The sequence below is a fragment of the Prescottella equi genome, from assembly GCF_002094305.1.
Taxonomy (GTDB): domain Bacteria; phylum Actinomycetota; class Actinomycetes; order Mycobacteriales; family Mycobacteriaceae; genus Prescottella; species Prescottella equi.
Genome location: NZ_LWTX01000003.1, coordinates 301,801 through 318,415 on the forward strand (window position 1 = coordinate 301,801; position 16,615 = coordinate 318,415).

General features: G+C 68.8%; 13 protein-coding genes. 6 read left to right on the forward strand and 7 right to left on the reverse strand.

The genetic code is table 11. The features are described from left to right. Nucleotides 1–150: 150 nt before the first annotated feature. Entirely contained in the window at nucleotides 151–2,652 is a 2,502-nt protein-coding gene (pepN, locus tag A6I89_RS10725) for an aminopeptidase N (protein ID WP_022598515.1), read from the reverse strand. 127 nt (nucleotides 2,653–2,779) lie between these two features. Here pepN and A6I89_RS10730 point away from each other — a divergent pair, with 127 nt between their 5' ends. Together A6I89_RS10730 and mihF are read left to right on the forward strand one after the other, a co-directional pair. Next, entirely contained in the window at nucleotides 2,780–3,559 is a 780-nt protein-coding gene (locus tag A6I89_RS10730) for an enoyl-CoA hydratase (protein WP_005516812.1), read from the forward strand. A 108-nt stretch (nucleotides 3,560–3,667) separates the two neighbouring features. Next, nucleotides 3,668–3,982 (forward strand): integration host factor, actinobacterial type, encoded by a 315-nt coding sequence (gene mihF / locus A6I89_RS10735; protein ID WP_005516808.1) that lies wholly within the window; start codon nucleotides 3,668–3,670, stop codon nucleotides 3,980–3,982. Between the two features lie 30 nt (nucleotides 3,983–4,012). On the opposite strand, the gene eutC is transcribed toward mihF, so the two are convergent. From eutC to A6I89_RS10760, 5 genes are all read right to left on the reverse strand, one after another. Continuing rightward, nucleotides 4,013–4,759, reverse strand: a complete 747-nt coding sequence (eutC, locus tag A6I89_RS10740; RefSeq protein ID WP_013417595.1) for an ethanolamine ammonia-lyase subunit EutC — start codon at nucleotides 4,757–4,759, stop codon at nucleotides 4,013–4,015. Next, the gene (locus A6I89_RS10745; RefSeq protein WP_013417596.1) at nucleotides 4,756–6,168 is read right to left on the reverse strand and encodes an ethanolamine ammonia-lyase subunit EutB; all 1,413 of its coding nucleotides are present in this window, start codon (nucleotides 6,166–6,168) and stop codon (nucleotides 4,756–4,758) included. Before A6I89_RS10745 ends, eutC begins: the two co-directional genes overlap by 4 nt. 97 nt (nucleotides 6,169–6,265) lie before the next feature. Continuing rightward, the gene (locus tag A6I89_RS10750; protein ID WP_005516803.1) at nucleotides 6,266–6,931 is read right to left on the reverse strand and encodes an Rv1157c family protein; all 666 of its coding nucleotides are present in this window, start codon (nucleotides 6,929–6,931) and stop codon (nucleotides 6,266–6,268) included. 14 nt (nucleotides 6,932–6,945) lie between these two features. Then, on the reverse strand, nucleotides 6,946–7,827 hold the full coding sequence (locus tag A6I89_RS10755; protein WP_022598520.1) for an aminoglycoside phosphotransferase family protein: 882 nt from the start codon (nucleotides 7,825–7,827) through the stop codon (nucleotides 6,946–6,948). Nucleotides 7,828–7,850: 23 nt separating this feature from the next. Further along, on the reverse strand, nucleotides 7,851–8,198 hold the full coding sequence (locus tag A6I89_RS10760; RefSeq protein WP_005516798.1) for a UBP-type zinc finger domain-containing protein: 348 nt from the start codon (nucleotides 8,196–8,198) through the stop codon (nucleotides 7,851–7,853). A 151-nt stretch (nucleotides 8,199–8,349) separates the two neighbouring features. Here A6I89_RS10760 and A6I89_RS10765 point away from each other — a divergent pair, with 151 nt between their 5' ends. The 4 genes from A6I89_RS10765 (at nucleotide 8,350) to A6I89_RS10785 (ending at nucleotide 14,783) form a co-directional block, all read left to right on the forward strand. Continuing rightward, on the forward strand, nucleotides 8,350–9,870 hold the full coding sequence (locus tag A6I89_RS10765) for a flavin-containing monooxygenase (protein WP_022598522.1): 1,521 nt from the start codon (nucleotides 8,350–8,352) through the stop codon (nucleotides 9,868–9,870). A 69-nt stretch (nucleotides 9,871–9,939) separates the two neighbouring features. Then, the gene (locus A6I89_RS10770) at nucleotides 9,940–12,288 is read left to right on the forward strand and encodes a heavy metal translocating P-type ATPase (RefSeq protein WP_044991490.1); all 2,349 of its coding nucleotides are present in this window, start codon (nucleotides 9,940–9,942) and stop codon (nucleotides 12,286–12,288) included. Between the two features lie 570 nt (nucleotides 12,289–12,858). Next, the gene (locus A6I89_RS10780) at nucleotides 12,859–13,680 is read left to right on the forward strand and encodes an SDR family NAD(P)-dependent oxidoreductase (protein WP_022598527.1); all 822 of its coding nucleotides are present in this window, start codon (nucleotides 12,859–12,861) and stop codon (nucleotides 13,678–13,680) included. Between the two features lie 68 nt (nucleotides 13,681–13,748). Then, entirely contained in the window at nucleotides 13,749–14,783 is a 1,035-nt protein-coding gene (locus A6I89_RS10785) for a GAF domain-containing protein (protein ID WP_022598529.1), read from the forward strand. A gap of 33 nt (nucleotides 14,784–14,816) precedes the next feature. Here the strand turns inward: A6I89_RS10785 and A6I89_RS10790 are convergent, their stop codons facing one another. Next, nucleotides 14,817–16,556, reverse strand: coding sequence for a cutinase family protein (locus A6I89_RS10790; RefSeq protein ID WP_022598531.1), 1,740 nt, complete (start codon nucleotides 16,554–16,556; stop codon nucleotides 14,817–14,819). Between the last annotated feature and the right edge of the window lie 59 nt (nucleotides 16,557–16,615).

Sequence of the window (16,615 nt, forward strand, 5' to 3'; positions counted from 1 at the left end):
TCCCGTGAAGCTGGTGCTTCGTCTCAGTCGCCGTTCTCGGCGCCACTGCATGTGTAGCGGACGGCGACAACGGATTCCAAGCGGTGAAAGCCTTGAATCGCAATCCATTACAGAATGGAAACGCTCAGGCACCCGCGCGTAAAAACGACGTCACACGTCGTTAACACCGAGCCCCCGCACCCGCAGATCGCGGGCCAGGTGATCGCGCTGTTCGACAACCAGGCGGCGGAGCGCTCCCGGAGCGTCGGTATTCGCCATCAGCCAGGCATCCACCGGATCGAGCGACTCCGACGACGGGAACAGACCCAGCACGATGCGACGCGCGATCTCGATGCTCCGCGTCGCCCACACGTCGCGGAGCGCCGCGAAATAGCCGTCGTCGTACGAGCCGATCAGATCGCGGCGATCGCCGGCCCGGAAGCCGCCGATGACGGCATCGAGTTGGTCGTTACTGAGCCCCGGATCCTCCAGCGCCGCCCGCCAGGCCTCGTCCTTGACCTCCGCGAGCGGGCGTGCCGTGAGCGCTCGCAGGTGCGCAGTGCGTCCGGACGCGGTGTCGTCGCGGCCGAGTTCGGCGTCGAGATCCGCCGCGTCGGCATGCCCCGTGGCGGCCAGCGCGGTCCACAACGCCCAGCGCAGGTCCGGATCGAGCGGCAGCCCGTCGGGCGCCGGCGCGGAGCCGTCGAGCACGGCACGGATCTGCACCGCGAAGCGATCGTCGACGACGGCCGCCCCCGCCACCGCCCGTGCCCATGCCAACTGTGCGCCGGAACCGGGCTGCGCATCCCACAGCGCCGCCCAGCACGATTCGAGCCAACGGCCGCGCCACTCGTCGCGCGTCGGGTCCGGAAGATAGTGCCCGACGGCGTATCCGGCATTCGCCAGGACCGCTGCCGTGAGCGCCGTGTTGCTCTCGGACGGCGCGAAGGCCTGCGCCATCGCAAGATAGCGCTCGGGCGCGAGCTCGCCGTCACGGGTGGCATTCCACAGCGCCGACCAGATCAGCCCCCGGGTCAGCGGGTCGACGACACGGTCCAGCGAACGCTCCACGGTAGCGAGGGAATCGGCGTCGAGCCGGACCTTCGCGTACGTGAGGTCGCCGTCGTTGAGCAGGCGCAGGGGTGCATCCGGCAACTCGACGGGTGTGCGTTCGCTCTCGAGGTCCAGCTCCACGCGATCGCGTCGGACGAGGTTTCCCGAGTCGTCGAAGTCGTAGGTACCCACGGCGATCCGGTGCGGCCGAGGATCGGTCTGCACGATCTCGTAGCCGTCGACGCCACGCTCGAGGATCAACGTGGAGACCCCGGTCGTCCGGAGCCATGCCTGCGCCCATGCGGCGAGGTCGCGACCGGACGCCTCCGACAACTCCGACAGCAGGTCCGCGAGGGTGGTGTTGCCGAACTCGTGCTTGCGGAAGTAGCGGCGCGCTCCCTCGAAGAATGCATCCCGGCCGACGTACGCCACCAGTTGCTTGAGAACGCTGGCACCCTTCGCGTACGTGATGCCGTCGAAGTTCAGCTTCGCGGCCTCGAGGTCGACGATGTCGGCGACGATCGGGTGCGTCGTGGGCAACTGGTCCTGCGAGTACGCCCACGCCTTGCGCCGGTTCGCGAACGCGACCCACGCGTCCGTCCACTCGGTGGCCTCCGCGCTCGCGAGCGCACCCATGTAGTCGGCGAAGGACTCCTTGAGCCAGAGGTCGTCCCACCACACCATCGTCACGAGGTCGCCGAACCACATGTGCGCCATCTCGTGCAGGATCGTGTTGGCGCGACCCTCGTACTGCGCTGCAGTGGCGGCGCCGCGGAACACGTACGCCTCGGTGAACGTGACGCAACCCGGGTTCTCCATCGCACCGAGGTTGTACTCGGGGACGAACACCTGGTCGTACTTGCCCCACGGGTACGGATAGTCGAAGTTCTCGGCGAAGAAGTCGAGACCCTGGCGGGTCACCTCGAAGATCGTGTCGGCATCCAGGTAGCGGGCGAGCGACGCGCGACACAGGAGCCCGAGCGGGACGTCGAGATCACCTCGCCGCCATTGCGATTCGACGCGATGGTAGGGACCGGCGACGATCGCGGTGATGTACGTCGAGATGGGCAGAGTGGGGGAGAACTCCACCGACTGACGATCGCCGTCGTCCTCCACCATGGCGGCGGGACGATTGGACGCCACCTCCCAGCCGGACGGTGCGGTGACCGCGAACGTGAAGGGCGCCTTCATGTCCGGTTGCTCGAAGCACGCGAACACCCGTCGCGCGTCGGACGGCTCGTATTGTGTGTACAGATACGTCGCTCCGTCGACCGGATCCCGGAAGCGGTGCAGCCCTTCACCGGAACGGCTGTAACAGCCCACTGCACTCACCACCACCGTGTTGGAGCGGCGCAGGCCGTGCAGCGGGATGCGGGCGCCGTCGTACTCGACGTCGACGAACTGGCCGTTGACGATCACCGAACGCACTTCGAGCCCGAGGAAGTCCAGCCACGTCTCCGGGGTGGTGGTGGCGTCGAACTCCACCGTGGTCGTGGTCAGGAAGCCCGCCTCGGTCTCGTCGGGGGCGTCCGACACGTCCAACTCCACCCGATAGGCACGGACTGTCACGGCCGCCGAGCGCGCGGCGGTCTCGGAGCGGGTCAGATTCGCGATACTCACGCCCTCGATCCTGCCAGCCGCGGGAACGACCCGGGGTGTGTCCGGCCATCCGGCACGTACAGGGCCTGCAGGGGGAATCGCGACGTCGTAGCATCGGGCTGCGAGTACTCGCGGGAAGAGGTGCGGCATGGATGATCCGATCAGGACGAGCTTCGACGGCCGGACGGGCGTCGCGCGTCTGTACCTCGACCGGCCGGGCCAGCGGAACCCGCTGTCCACCAGCATGATGCGTGCGGTCACCGCCGCGCTGCAGGGCTTCGGCAAGGACGAGGCCGTCCGTGTCGTGGTGCTGTCGGCGGCCGGTCCCGTGTTCTCCGCCGGCCACGATCTGTCCGAGATGATCGGACGAACGCTCGAGGAGGAGCGTGAGATCTTCGAGGTCTGCACAGAGATGATGGATACCGTCCAGTCGATCCCGCAACCGGTGATCGCCGCAGTCCAGGGTCCGGCGATCGCCGCCGGCTGCCAGCTTGCCGCGTCGTGCGATCTCGTCGTGGCGTCGTCGACCGCGGTGTTCGGGACACCGGGCGTGCGGATCGGACTGTTCTGTTCGACGCCCATGGTCGCGCTCAGCCGCGCAGTGGGACGCAAGCGGGCAATGCAGATGCTGCTCACCGGCGAGACGGTCGACGCCGCGACAGCGGCAGACTGGGGTCTGGTCAATATCGTTGTGGCGCCGGAGCAACTGGACGTTCGTACAGATGAGTTGGCCGTCCGCATCGCCCAGTCCAGCCCCCTCACGTTGGCGATCGGCAAGCAGGCGTTCTACCGCCAGATCGATCTGCCCCAGCACGAGGCGTACGAACTCATGTCCCGGACGATGGCCGACAACGCCGTCACGTGCGACGCACAGGAGGGCATGAGTGCATTCCTCGCGAAACGGAAGCCCGAATGGACGGGCAAATGAGACGAACACCCCCAGTTTCTCGACACGCGGGACCAACTTGGCGCGCGCGGAACCCAATTGCGTTCTAGCCTGAGGTCCATTCCGGGTACCGCGAGAGAGAGGCACATCATGGCATTGCCCACGTTGACCCCCGAGCAGCGCGCCGCCGCCCTCGAGAAGGCCGCCGCGTCGCGCAAGGCTCGTTCCGAACTGAGGGAAGGCCTCAAGTCGGGCAAGCTGACGCTGGTGGAGGTTCTCGACAAGGCAGACACCGACGAGTTGGTCGGTAAGACGAAGGTGCTGTACCTGCTCGAATCCCTGCCGAAGGTCGGCAAGATCAAGGCTCGCGACATCGCCGAGTCCGTCGGCATCGCCGAGACGCGCCGCGTTTCGGGTCTCGGTGCGCGTCAGCGTGCCGACCTGATCGCCAAGCTCAGCAGCTGACGTCACTGCGCTTCGGAACGGCCCGCGCTCTCACAGCGCGGGCCGTTCCGTGTCCGTCAGGCCAGGATCGCGCGACGAGTCCTTGAGTGCGATACCGGAAGCCCCCATACGCCGCGCCCCGTCGACGAGTACCGCGACGACCCGCGCCGCGTGGTCGTACGTCATTCCGTCCGGCGGATGGACGTTGGAGACGCAGTTGCGTTGAGCGTCGGTGCGGCCCGGCCGCGGGTGGTGCGTCAGATAAATGCCGACGCTGTCGGCGACCGACAGCCCTGGGCGTTCCCCGATCAGCACGAGCATCGTCGTGACACCGAGTTGTGCACCGATGTGGTCCCCCAACGCCACCCGGGCCTGTGTGGCGATCACCGGGGGAGCGAACGTCAGCCGCGGCAGTGCCTGGACGATCGCGGCCGTCAGACCGGGGCCGTGTGCCGCGAGCGCCGTCGCGGACAGCCCGTCACACAGTGCGATTCCGATGTCGGAGGCATTGGGCGGCAACTTCGTTCCCGATTCCGGGATGCGGCCGAGATCGGGTCGGCGCAGATACGTGGCCCGGTCGGCCGCCGCACTCCGCACGATCAGCGGGGCCCCGATGCCTACATCGCGGATCCGTTCCGCCAGCGTCTCGACGTCGAGCGCCGTGTGCACCGCGTCCCGCGCCTCCGCGTGGGCGGCGACGAACTGGAGGTGACGGCGGGTCGGCACTCCGTTCCCGCTGCGGCCCAGACCGATCCGAGCCCGAGTGTGCCGCCGGATGTCGTCCCAGGGATCGATCATGCGGCGCCGCCAAGGGCGCGCAACGGCGACGCCGCGACGTCTACGGGAAGAATCCGCCCGGTGTCGTCGGCCATCCCGAGTTTGCGCAACCACGCCTCGAACTCGGGCGCGGGACGCAGCCGGGCGACCTCCCGGACGTACAGCGCGTCGTGGAACGACAGCGACTGATAGCCCAGCATGACGTCGTCGGCACCCGGCACCGTGATGACGAACGCCGTGCCGGCGACCGCGAGCAGCGTCAGCAGGGTGTCCATGTCGTCCTGGTCTGCCTCGGCGTGGTTGGTGTAGCAGACGTCCACCCCCATCGGCAGCCCGAGGAGCTTTCCGCAGAACTGATCCTCGAGCCCCGCCCGCACGATTTGCTTTCCGTCGTAGAGGTATTCGGGACCGATGAAGCCGACCACGGTGTTCACCAGCAACGGCCGCAGGTCCCGCGCCACCGCGTACGCGCGGGCCTCGAGCGTCTGCTGGTCCACCGGACGGCCGCCGGTGCCCAGGTGAGTTCCCGACGACAACGCCGACCCCTGGCCGGTCTCGAGATACATGACGTTGTCGCCGACCGTGCCGCGGCCCGACGACCGACCGGCCTCGTTGCCCTCCCGAAGCAGCGTCAGATCCACCCCGAAACCGCGGTTGGCGCCCTCGGTTCCCGCTACGGACTGGAACACGAGATCGACGGGTGCGCCGCGCTCGATGAGGTCGATCGTCGTCGTGACATGGGTGAGCACGCACGACTGGGTGGGGATCTCGAACCGCTCACGGATGTCGTCGAGCAGGTGCAGCAGATCGGAGACGGCGTGCGGTGAATCGCTCGCCGGGTTGATCCCGACGACGGCGTCGCCGCACCCCAGTAGCAATCCGTCGAGGATCGCCGCGGCGACACCGCGTGGATCGTCGAGGGGATGGTTCGGCTGCAGCCGGGTGGCCAACCGCCCTGGCAGCCCGATGGTGGTCCGGAACGCGCTGGTCACGGTCGCCGCCCGGGACACCGCGACGAGGTCCTGGTTCCGCATGATCTTGCTGACCGCCGCGACGGTCTCCGGTGTCAGCCCGGGCGCGAGGGCCGCCAGGACGTCGGCCGAGTCGGGGCGTGCCGCGACCGCGAGCAGGTGGTCGCGGAGTCCGCCGACGGTGAGGTGGGCGATCGGCGCGAACGCGGCGACGTCGTGGGTGTCGAGGATCAGCCGGGTCACCTCGTCGCTCTCGTACGGCACCACCGACTCGGTGAGGAACGTGCGTAGCGGCACCTCGGCGAGAGCCCACTGGGCGGCTGCCCGTTCGGCGTCCGAATGCGCTGCGCACCCGGCGAGTTCGTCGCCCGAGCGGCGGGGAGTCGCCTTGGCGAGCAGGTCCACCAGGCCGTGGAACTCGTAAGCGACGTCGCCGAGCCTCTGTCGGTACACGGCCATGGCCCGCTCACCTCCCGGATTCGACACCCTCGGCTGGACCCTCAGTATGTGGCCGGGCCGGCCCGCCGTCGAGCGGACGGCGGGCGGCTCGACGGCATCAGGCCTGCACGACCCCCACGACCGGAGCGAAGTCGCACGCCGGCAGATCCCGGCTGGTGTTGTCGATCATGCTCCCCGAGACCAGGAAAACGACCGTGCCCCTTCCAGTTTCGACCGTGTTCGACAGTGTGCGGGGACCGTCCGCGGGGCGCTCCTGGAACAGCGGTGCCGTTCCCGAACGCATCGTGTTCAGGTTCAACCACGACACCGTCATCGGGTCGCCGCGGAACGGCGAGGACGTCGACGTACCCAGCCCGGAGAACAACACGTTGACCGTCCCGGGCGGAATGACCGGCGTCGGCAGGCTCGTGTCGACGGCCGGCCCGGCGATGGCCTGCGCGACACCGATCGAGTCGTCGCCGAGAGCGTTGGGCAGCAGGCAGTCGGACGCCGACGTGTCGTACAGGAACGGCTGGACCACGCCCTCGGCCAGCTGCACCGAACGGGGGAAGTAGGAGGCACGCGGAACGCCGGCGGCGACCCGCCCCAGCGTCTCCAGCACCGACTGCGGGGTGAGCGCGCCGACCGGCAGTCCCGCGCCGAACGCCGTCCGGACAGCCGTCAGGTCGTCCACCGGCTCCGGCTGCGCCGCTGCGGGAGCCTGGCTACCCAGGCCCACCAGGATTCCCACCGACGCGGCAATCCCCACAATTCGTCTCATCATGCGGGGATGGTAATTCAGGGCAGCAGAACGCGTGCGATCGAGACCTGGTCCCGCGACAGGCGCCGTTCGCCGTCCTCGATGTCCCACAGAGCGTTCTGGAGGATGCGCCCGAGCGTCCAGGCTCGCGCACGATCCCGATCCAGGCTCAGCGCCTCGGTCATGATGTCGAACCGCCAGCGGATGTCCACGTCGTCGAACCGATCGGTCAGGGCGGGCAACAGCTCGAATCCGGGGTCACCGGCGAGTGGCTTCGGATCGATTGCGAGCCACGGCTCGCGCGCGGAGCCGAGGACGTTGTCGTAGTGGAGATCCCAGTGCAACAGCTGGTTTCCGGGCTCGTCCATCACCTCACGCACAGCCGCAGCGCAGTCCAGCAGCAGATCCCGTTCGCCTCGGTCATCGAGCAGACGGACAGCCGACGCCGTCTGCGCCGACATCGCGGATGCCACGTCGCCGAGCCGGCGCAACCCGTCCGGTGCCGTGTGCACGGTCAGGCGCGCGAGGAGTCCGGCGATGATCTTCACCGCCGCGCGGGTGTCCGCGACGCTCGACAGGTGCCGGGAGATGTCGAGGCGTTCGAGCAGCATCGCGCCGGTGTCGGTGTCGTGCGCCAGCAGCCGGACGGCGCCGTCGCCGTCCCAAATCCGCAACGCGACCGACTCGCCGACGGTTTCCTCGTCGACGGCCTGAAGTTTCAGGACGGCGGCCCGATCGTCACCGTCCGTCACCGGCAGCACGAACGCCGCCATGCCGTGCATCGCAGGGCCGACGGGGCGGAGGTTCCAGCGCTCGAGCATCTCGTCGGCGATCCGGGGGAGGGCGGCAACGAACGCCCGGCCGGACGCACCGCCGTACCTGTGCTGTGCAGCGACGAGCGCCTCGGGAACCTCGATCATTACTCGACCGTATCGGTGTCCCGTCAGTGCAGCCGGTCTGCCCAGTCGTCCGGCACCCGACCGGCGGGTCCGGGCACCGTCTGATCCAGCGGATGATGCTGCGGGGGAGCCAGTTCCGGACCGTCCGCGAGGCCCTGCGTCCGGTAGTCCCAGAACCAGGCCTCGCCCGGCTCGTAGCTGCGGATGATCGGATGCCCGGTCTCCTTCGCGTGCGCGCTCGCGTGCTGCGCCGGGGAGGAGTCACAGCAACCGACGTGGCCGCACGCGGCACACCGACGCAGATGGAACCACCATCCGCCGGTGGCGTCGCACTCGGTGCATCCGGCGCCGCTCGGCGGCACGCTCGGATCGATGTCGGGTGTCTCGGGCACAAGTACCTCCTCGACTCGGTCGCGCCCAGCGCCCCTCGGCGTCCGGGACGGCGTCCACGCAGCCGTTGCCGCGTTGCGCACACCACCCTACGGAATCGGGCTAACGTGCAGTACAGACGCCGTTCAACCGTACGCCGACCCGGAGGACCCGATGAGCGAGACCGACGCGAGAACTGCCCGGCACGTCGACGTCCTCGTCGTGGGTGCCGGACTGTCCGGCATCGGCGTCGCCGCCCGCCTGCGTCGCGAGCACCCCGAGCGGACCCTCGCCATCCTGGAATCGCGCGCGGCTTCCGGCGGAACCTGGGATCTGTTCCGCTACCCCGGCATTCGCTCCGACTCGGACGTCCAGACCTACGGGTACGACTTCAAGCCGTGGAAGGGCCGCAAGGCGCTCGCACCCGCCGCCGACATCCTCGGCTACATCCGTGAGACCGCCCGTGAGTACGACCTCGATCGGCACATCCACTACCACCACAGGGTGATCCGTGCCGACTGGTCACGATCCGATGCCCGCTGGACCGTGGTCGCACGGATCGGTGACACCGACGAGACCGCGACGTTCACGACGAACTGGTTGTTCTGCGCCAGCGGCTATTACAACTACGACCGGGGGTACACCCCGCAGTTGCCGGGCGTCGAGCGCTTCGCCGGGCAACTCGTGCATCCGCAGCACTGGCCCGAGGATCTGGACTACGTCGGCAAGCAGGTCGTCGTGATCGGCTCCGGGGCCACCGCCGTCACGCTCATCCCGGCGATGGCGGACGCCACCGGTCATGTCACGATGCTCCAGCGATCGCCCTCGTACATCATTCCGTTGCCGGCCGAAGACGCCCTGTCGAGTGTGTTCCGGCGCGTGCTGGGCGACGAGCGCGGCTATCGGCTCACCCGGAAGAAGAACATCGCCCAGAACGTCTGGATCTACAAGCTCTGTCAACGGTTTCCGCGGCAGGCCCGGGCCGTCATCCGGTGGCTCAACAAGCGCCTGCTTCCGTCGGGTTTCGATGTCGACACCCATTTCAATCCTCGCTACGACCCGTGGGATCAGCGGCTGTGCGTCGTACCGGGCGGCGATCTGTTCGCGACGATCCGCAAGGGCAAGGCGTCGGTCGTCACCGACCGGATCGAGACCTTCACCGAGACCGGTATCGCGCTCGAGTCCGGCAGGCACCTCGACGCCGACATCGTGGTCACCGCGACGGGACTCGACCTGCTGGCGCTCGGCGGTGTGGAACTGCGACTGGACGGCGAACCCGTCGACATCACCGAGCGGCTGGCCTTCAAGGGCACGATGCTCTCCGACATCCCGAACTTCTCGTTCGCCGTCGGCTACACGAATGCCCCGTGGACGCTGAAGGTCGATCTGGTGGCCGAATTCCTGTGCCGAGTGCTCACCGAGATGGATCGGCGCGGCGCCGATGTCGCCGTCGCGGAGAACCGCGAGGAGGGCATGGACACCCGCCCCCTGCTCGACTTCGCTGCCGGCTACGTCCAACGCTCCCTGGACCTGTGGCCGCAGGCCGGCACAAAAGACCCCTGGAACCTGCAGATGGACTACTACAAGGATGTCGCGGTCCTGCGCGACACCCCGGTCGACGACGGCACCCTGACCTTCGCCGCGGCCCAGCGGAGACCGACGGAACCGGACGGCGACCTCGTCAGCCCCGACTGACCGGTCTGCTCCGGCAACGCATGCAGCCGCGGTACCGTCGAGGTGACATCGCGAGAGCCTGGGAGCGTCATGGTGGATGCCGCGTCCGACGGACGATCCAGGCGGCGTGCACTGTTGCGCCGCCTGCGGGAACCCGCCCTACTGGCAGTCACGCTCGCAGCCCTCGTGGCCGGTGGCATCGCCTGGCTTTCGGGGGCGCGCGACGTCTCGGATGCGTGCTGGATCGCCGGGACCGTCGTCGCGATCGTGCCCGCCACGTGGTGGGTGGTCGACGCCCTTCGTCACCGCCGTGTCGGCGTCGATCTCATCGCCGTGCTCTCGCTCGTCGGCACGCTTCTCGTGGGGGAGTATCTGGCGGGCGCACTGATCGGCGTGATGCTGGCGACCGGCCAGGCCCTCGACGCGGCCGCGGAACGACGCGCCACCAAGGACCTGCGCTCGCTGCTCGACCATGCGCCACGGACCGCGCGACGCCGGGTCGGCGACACCGTCGAGACCGTCCCGCTCGAAGCCGTCGTTGCCGGCGACGCCCTCGTCGTCGGTCCCGGCGAGGTGGTGCCCGTCGACGGCTGGGTCACCTCGGAGGTGGCGGTTCTCGACGAGTCCGTACTCACCGGCGAACCGCTCGCCGTGCAGCGCCGACGCGGCGAGGCGATTCGCAGCGGAACGGTCGACGCCGGTGGCGCTTTCGAGATGCAGGCGCGCACCACCGCGGACCTGAGTACGTACGCCGGAATCGTGCGCCTGGCCCAGGATGCCGCCGCCGAGAGCGCTCCCGTCGTCCGGGTCGCGGACCGCATCGCCGGCTGGTTCCTACCCGTAGCGCTGGCCGTGGCAGGTGCCGCCTGGCTACTCAGCGGCTCGGCGACCCGCGCCGTCGCCGTTCTCGTCGTCGCCACACCCTGCCCACTGCTGCTGGCCGCGCCCGTCGCGATCGTGTCGGGTCTGTCCCGCGCCTCGCGCCGCGGCGTCGTGGTCCGTAACGGCGGGGCGCTCGAGAATCTGGGGCATGCAACCACATTGGTGATGGACAAGACCGGCACGCTCACCACCGGCCGACCCACCGGGACCGATGTGCTCACCGCGCCCGGCGGTGACACCTCCGAGGTGCTGCGCCTGGCCGCGTCGGCCGATCAGCTGTCACCGCACGTGCTCGCCGAGGCCATCGTGCAGGAGGCGAAGGTGCGGGGCCTGGACCTGTCCCTGCCGACCGACGTGGACGAGGAGGCCGGTACCGCAGTGACCGCCACCGTCGACGGACATCGCGTCAGCGTCGGCACCCTGAACCTGCCGGACGATGCTCCGGGCTGGGCCCGGTCGGCGCACGGACGGGCCGTCCTCGACGGGGCGGCAGTCGCCTGGGTCACCGTCGACGACCGGCTGACCGGCGCGATCCTGCTGATCGACCCGGTGCGCCGCGACGCCTCCCGCACCCTCCGGCGCCTCCGCGCCGCCGGCCTGAACCGGTTGGTCATGCTCACCGGGGACCGCCGCGAACCGGCGGAGGAGATCGGGGCGGTCCTCGGCCTCGACGCGGTCCGCGCCGAACAGAGCCCCGCCGACAAGGTGGCGGGGGTGCGGGCGGAACGGGAGCGAGCGGTCACCGTCATGGTCGGCGACGGGGTCAACGACGCACCCGCCCTGGCGGCCGCGACCGTCGGCGTGGCAATGGGCGCCCGCGGGTCGACGGCGACCTCCGAGGCGGCGGACGTCGTGCTCACCACGGACCGTCTCGACCACCTCGCGGACGCCATGGCGATCGCGCGACGCTCCCGGCGGATCGCGGTGCAGAGCGCGGCCGTCGGCATGGGATTGTCCTTGGTAGCCATGGGCTTCGCCGCCTTCGGCCTGTTACCACCCGCGGTCGGTGCGCTGCTCCAGGAAGGCATCGACGTGGCGGTGATCCTCAACGCGCTGCGCGCGCTGGGCGGCGATCGGGCCGAGGAGGTTCCGCTGCCCGAGGACACCGAGGCGATGCTGCATCGGTTCTCCGCCGAGCACGACGAGCTCCGCGACCAACTCACGATCCTGCGCGACACCGCCGACCTGCTCGCAACCGGTGATCTCGAGGCCGCCCACGCCGCGCTTCGCCGCGTCGACGCCTTCCTGTTCGACACCCTCCTGCCCCACGAGGAGGCTGAGGACCGCGAGCTGTATCCGGCGCTCGCCACGCCCCTCGGCAACGCGGAGGCGACGGCGACGATGAGCCGCATGCACGCCGAGATCGACCGCCTCGCCCGTCGGTTGCGCACCCACCTCACCCGCGCCGACGGGGCCGGCGGCATCACCCCGGACCAGGTCGACGACCTACTGGCGTGCCTGTACGGACTGCACGCGCTGCTGCGGTTGCACTTCGTCCAGGAAGAGGAGAACTACTTCACCCTCGCCCCCGAATCCGACGCCGCCCCCAACAGCTGACGCCGCCGGGGACCCCCACGGCGCGGCCACCCGCCACCACGGGGCAAATCCCCCTACAGCCCCGGACGAGGCCCCACTAGCGTTCAGAAGTGCCGGCCGATTCGTCGGACGGCCCACGGCCTCCCGGACCCCCGACCTGGCGGGCCGTGGTCGGGTGGTGACGCAGAACGCGTTCGGCGTCACCACCCGATCCCCGAAAACCGCCGACACGCCGCCGTTGTTGCCACATCATCGGACGCTCGCCTACAGTGCCAACAGCGCACTCCATACGGGGTCTCCTGCAGCCTTGTCCACGTCGGGTCTGCCTGTAGCGCATCGTGCACCGGCATGTCACCCTCTTGGCGTTCTGCATCTTCGTCACGCGAATCGAACAGAACGCCGAACCGACTCGGCTCGTGTGGCTTCACGCAAGCACTCGAGCCGTTCGGCCGCCGGGCGTGCGATCCGACACCCCGACGCGGATCGCCCGTCCGGCGGTCGTCTCCTTCCCGACATTCGCCCGGGATGCGGGCATGACTGCTGTCTGGTAATCAACCAGAGGCACGAAGATGTCGGGGACAGGGGAATTCAGTGGAGTATTTCGATCGTCGCGTCGTCGCGGTGACCGGTGCGGGTTCAGGGATCGGCCGCGAACTGGCTTTGCGATTGGCGCAGTCGGGGGCATCTCTGGCACTCGCCGACGTCGACTCCGCCGCACTCGACGTCACGGCCGAGACCTGCCGCCGAATCGGCGCCGACGTCGCGACCACAGCACTCGACGTCATCGACCGAACAGCGGTAGCGGCCTTCGCCACCGACACCGTCGGACGGTTCGGCGGAGTCGACGTCATTGTGAACAACGCCGGGGTCCTCTTCAGCGGCAACGTAGTCGACGCCGACTATGCGGATCTCGAACATGTCGTGAACGTCGACTTCTGGGGTGTCGTCAACGGCACCAAGGAGTTCCTTCCGCACATCCTGAAGTCCGAACGCGGCCACGTCGTCAACCTGTCGTCGGCCTTCGGGCTGATGGCCGCCCCCGGCTATTCCGCATACAACGCCGCGAAGTTCGCGGTGCGCGGCTTCACCGAATCGCTCCGGCAGGAAATGGAGAGCGCCGGACATCGTGTCAAGGTCACCTGCGTCTACCCGGGCGGGGTGCGGACACCCATCGCACGCACGGCGCGCATTGCAGCGGGCGTCGACCACGCCGACGTCGTGGCGTCGTTCGAACAGCGGATCGCCCGCACAGACCCTGCCGATGCTGCTCGGACGATCCTGCGGGGTGTCGAACGCGGACGCCCACGCGTGCTCGTCGGTCCCGACGCCCGCGTGGTGGACGTCGTCACCCGGATCCTCGGGCCCGGCTACCAATGGCTGCTGCCCGCGGCCAAGCGCCTGGCCTCACGGTAGGCAGGTCTCGCGTGCCGCTCCTCCCGGAGCGGGTTCACATCATCACAACTGGGGGGATGAAAGTACGCATGACACCGGAGTGGTTGCTGATCGACACCTTCGGCGGTGCAGAGCCTGCACTGATCGGTCTCGGGTCGACCCCCAAACCGTTCGTCGCTCTCGATCGTCACTTCAAAACTCGCCGCAGACAGAGGAACCGGTCCCTCGACGACATCCGTTCCACGGTGCTGGAGGTCATGGCCGATCCGCACGATCGACCGATCGACCGGACCACCGACGACGGCGACCACCGGATCGTGGCCGTGCCACTGCTCAACTCGGAGGGACGCCTGCACGGCATTCACCTGTGGCGCGGTGGCGTCTCGGACGAACTTCCGAGGCGGGATCCCGTCGGCGCGTGGCACTTCAACCTGACGGCAGGAACCGCGAGCGGTAGTGAGGACCTGTTCGATCTGTACGGGGTGGCACCCGAGGACCGCAGATCCGAGGCGGCACTGTCGGGCGCGTTCAACAGGTTGGTCACCAACCACGACGAGGGTCAGGCACTCGCGAAGATAGTGCAGTCCGAGCCCGGCACCGAACACCAGGCGGTATGGAAGGTGCGGCGCGACGACGGCGTCGAACGCGCCGCACACTTCTCGTGCCGAATGCTCGACGAACGACCGGAACCGGACGCTCCCCGCGTGGTCATCCTGCGCGGCGTCACCCACGACATCGGTCCCGCCGAACACGTTTCGTCGGCACCTCCGCCGGTCATCCTCGAGCACCGAGTCCTCGACGCGGTGCTCGCCCCCGGCCACTACCACGCATACGTCGACCTGAAACGCCTCACCCTGATCAAGTGGCGCAACCAGCCGATGCCCGGGATCGCCTGGGGCAACGCTGTCGGCGAACCGAAGCCGGCGATCCACCCGGACGATCTCCCTCTCGCCAGGGCGATGGCGAAGGATCTCGCGCACCGGAAGGTCGAGGGCGTGATCCGGTGCCGCGGACTCGACGGCGCATGGAAGCCCCTGCACCTGTCGGTGGCGCTCATGGCATTCGACGAGTCCACGCACGGCGGCCTGGTCACCGTGACGGAGGCCCCGACCGTTCACGAATGAACGATCGGGGCCTGCCGTGCGAACCCGCGACAGCTAGCCGCTCGGTGTGGGGGCTGCGCTGGACGTCGTCGTCGGGGCCACGGTGGTGGTCTGCGGGGCCGACGTGGACGCATCCGCCGGGGACGAAACATCTTCCGTCCCAGCTGTCGTGGTCTCGGGCACCACAACCTCCGGTGTCGTAGCGGGCGCGGGAGCCTGCGGGGTGGGCGAGGCGGCCGTGGTGGCCGCCGGCGGCTGTCCGGCCGAAGCGCTCGGCTGCGTGGAGGACGGGGTCCCGGGGGACGGTGCTGTGGAGGACGGGGCCGCGGAGGACGTGACCTCGTTCAGTGCCGCAGCCAGTTCCGCCGCACTGGGTTTGGCCGCCGCATTCACCTGCTGTCCGTTCTGAGCCTGCTTCGCGAGGTGGGTCAGCCACGCAGCCGCGTAGTCCGCCGAGGTGAGCGGCTTACCGTTCGCCTGGTCGGCGTCGCGCCAGTAGTCGAAGTGGTGCCCGACATCCGGACCCAACGTCAGCTGGTACGGATCGCTCATGATCACCGGGATCGTGTTCTGGTTCGTCACGATCAGACCGACGATCTCCTTGAACAGCTTCTGCGGCAGGTACGCCAGCGGTGACATCTTCTCGACCTGGATCGAATCCGTCTCTCCCGAAACGGGAGTCGAGATGTCCGAATCAGTGGTTGCGTTGTCGGTACCGGTCTCCGACTGCTTCGTCGTCGTGGTCGGCGGCGCGGTGGGCCGGGTGTACGACGGATTCGACACCGTGAGCAATACGTCCAGGAACGTCTCGTCGTTCTGCATCCAGTCCGGCTGCGCCTGGATGTGCGCGAAGGCGTCGAGCGCGATCCGGGAAAGGACCGTCGCGACGTCGACGCCGGTGGCCGGCGTCAACTGTTCCCGCTCGAGTGCGTCGATGTTCAGCTGTCGGCCCACGTTCACCACCAGCTGCAACAACGAGATGTTCTGCGGCGCTGCACAGGTGAGGTCACCGTCCGAGCAGAACGACGCGATGCGACCGGCCAGTGCACCGAAATCGGAGCCCCCGGTATCCGGTGTCACACCCTGACCGGGGACCGGGTTCCTGCCGTTCTGGTACTTCACGTCGAAGCCGTCCGGATTGGTGAACGGGTTCTTCGCACCGGGAAACGGGCCCTGCCCCTCCGCGCGACCGGCATCGGCGAGGATGACGACCCCGACCACGTTCGCCGGATCGACGATGCCGTAACCGCCTTCGGCGCTCGCGTCCTGGTGGCCGACGTTCATCGCGACGCGGCGGGCCACGTCGGCGCCCTCGCTGTAGCCGACGATCGCGAACTTGGTGTCCGGGCAGGACGCCCGAATCGCCTTGATCACCGATTCGGTGTTCGCGACACCGGTGGTCACGGCGTTCTCGTAGCTGGCCATGTCCGCCGGGTAGGCGATGTACATCGCGGCGTACGAGCCCGGCGCGACCGCCTTCAGCGGCGCATTTGACGCCTGGTCGATCCAGTCACTGACGTAGTCGTCCGCCGAGGCCGCCGGCAACTCCCGACCGTTCGCGTCGACGAGCATCTTCGTGGTGCCGGAGCGAGGCGTGTCACCGCGTCCCGCGATCGACAAGGTCACCATGTCGTGGCAATCGGTGGTCGACGCCGTCAGCGCGGTGTCCATGGTGCGCGGCGGGGAGGACCACAACGCCCACGTCAGAACCACCAGCAACGCCACCCCCAGTGCGATCGGGGTGAGCACCCGCGTCGCGCCGCGGTGCCGCTCGAGAAAGCCGTGAATAGCCATGTCCACTCCCCAAACCCGACTCACGGAAGACACGTGGACAGCCCCCGGTCCGCGCGTCA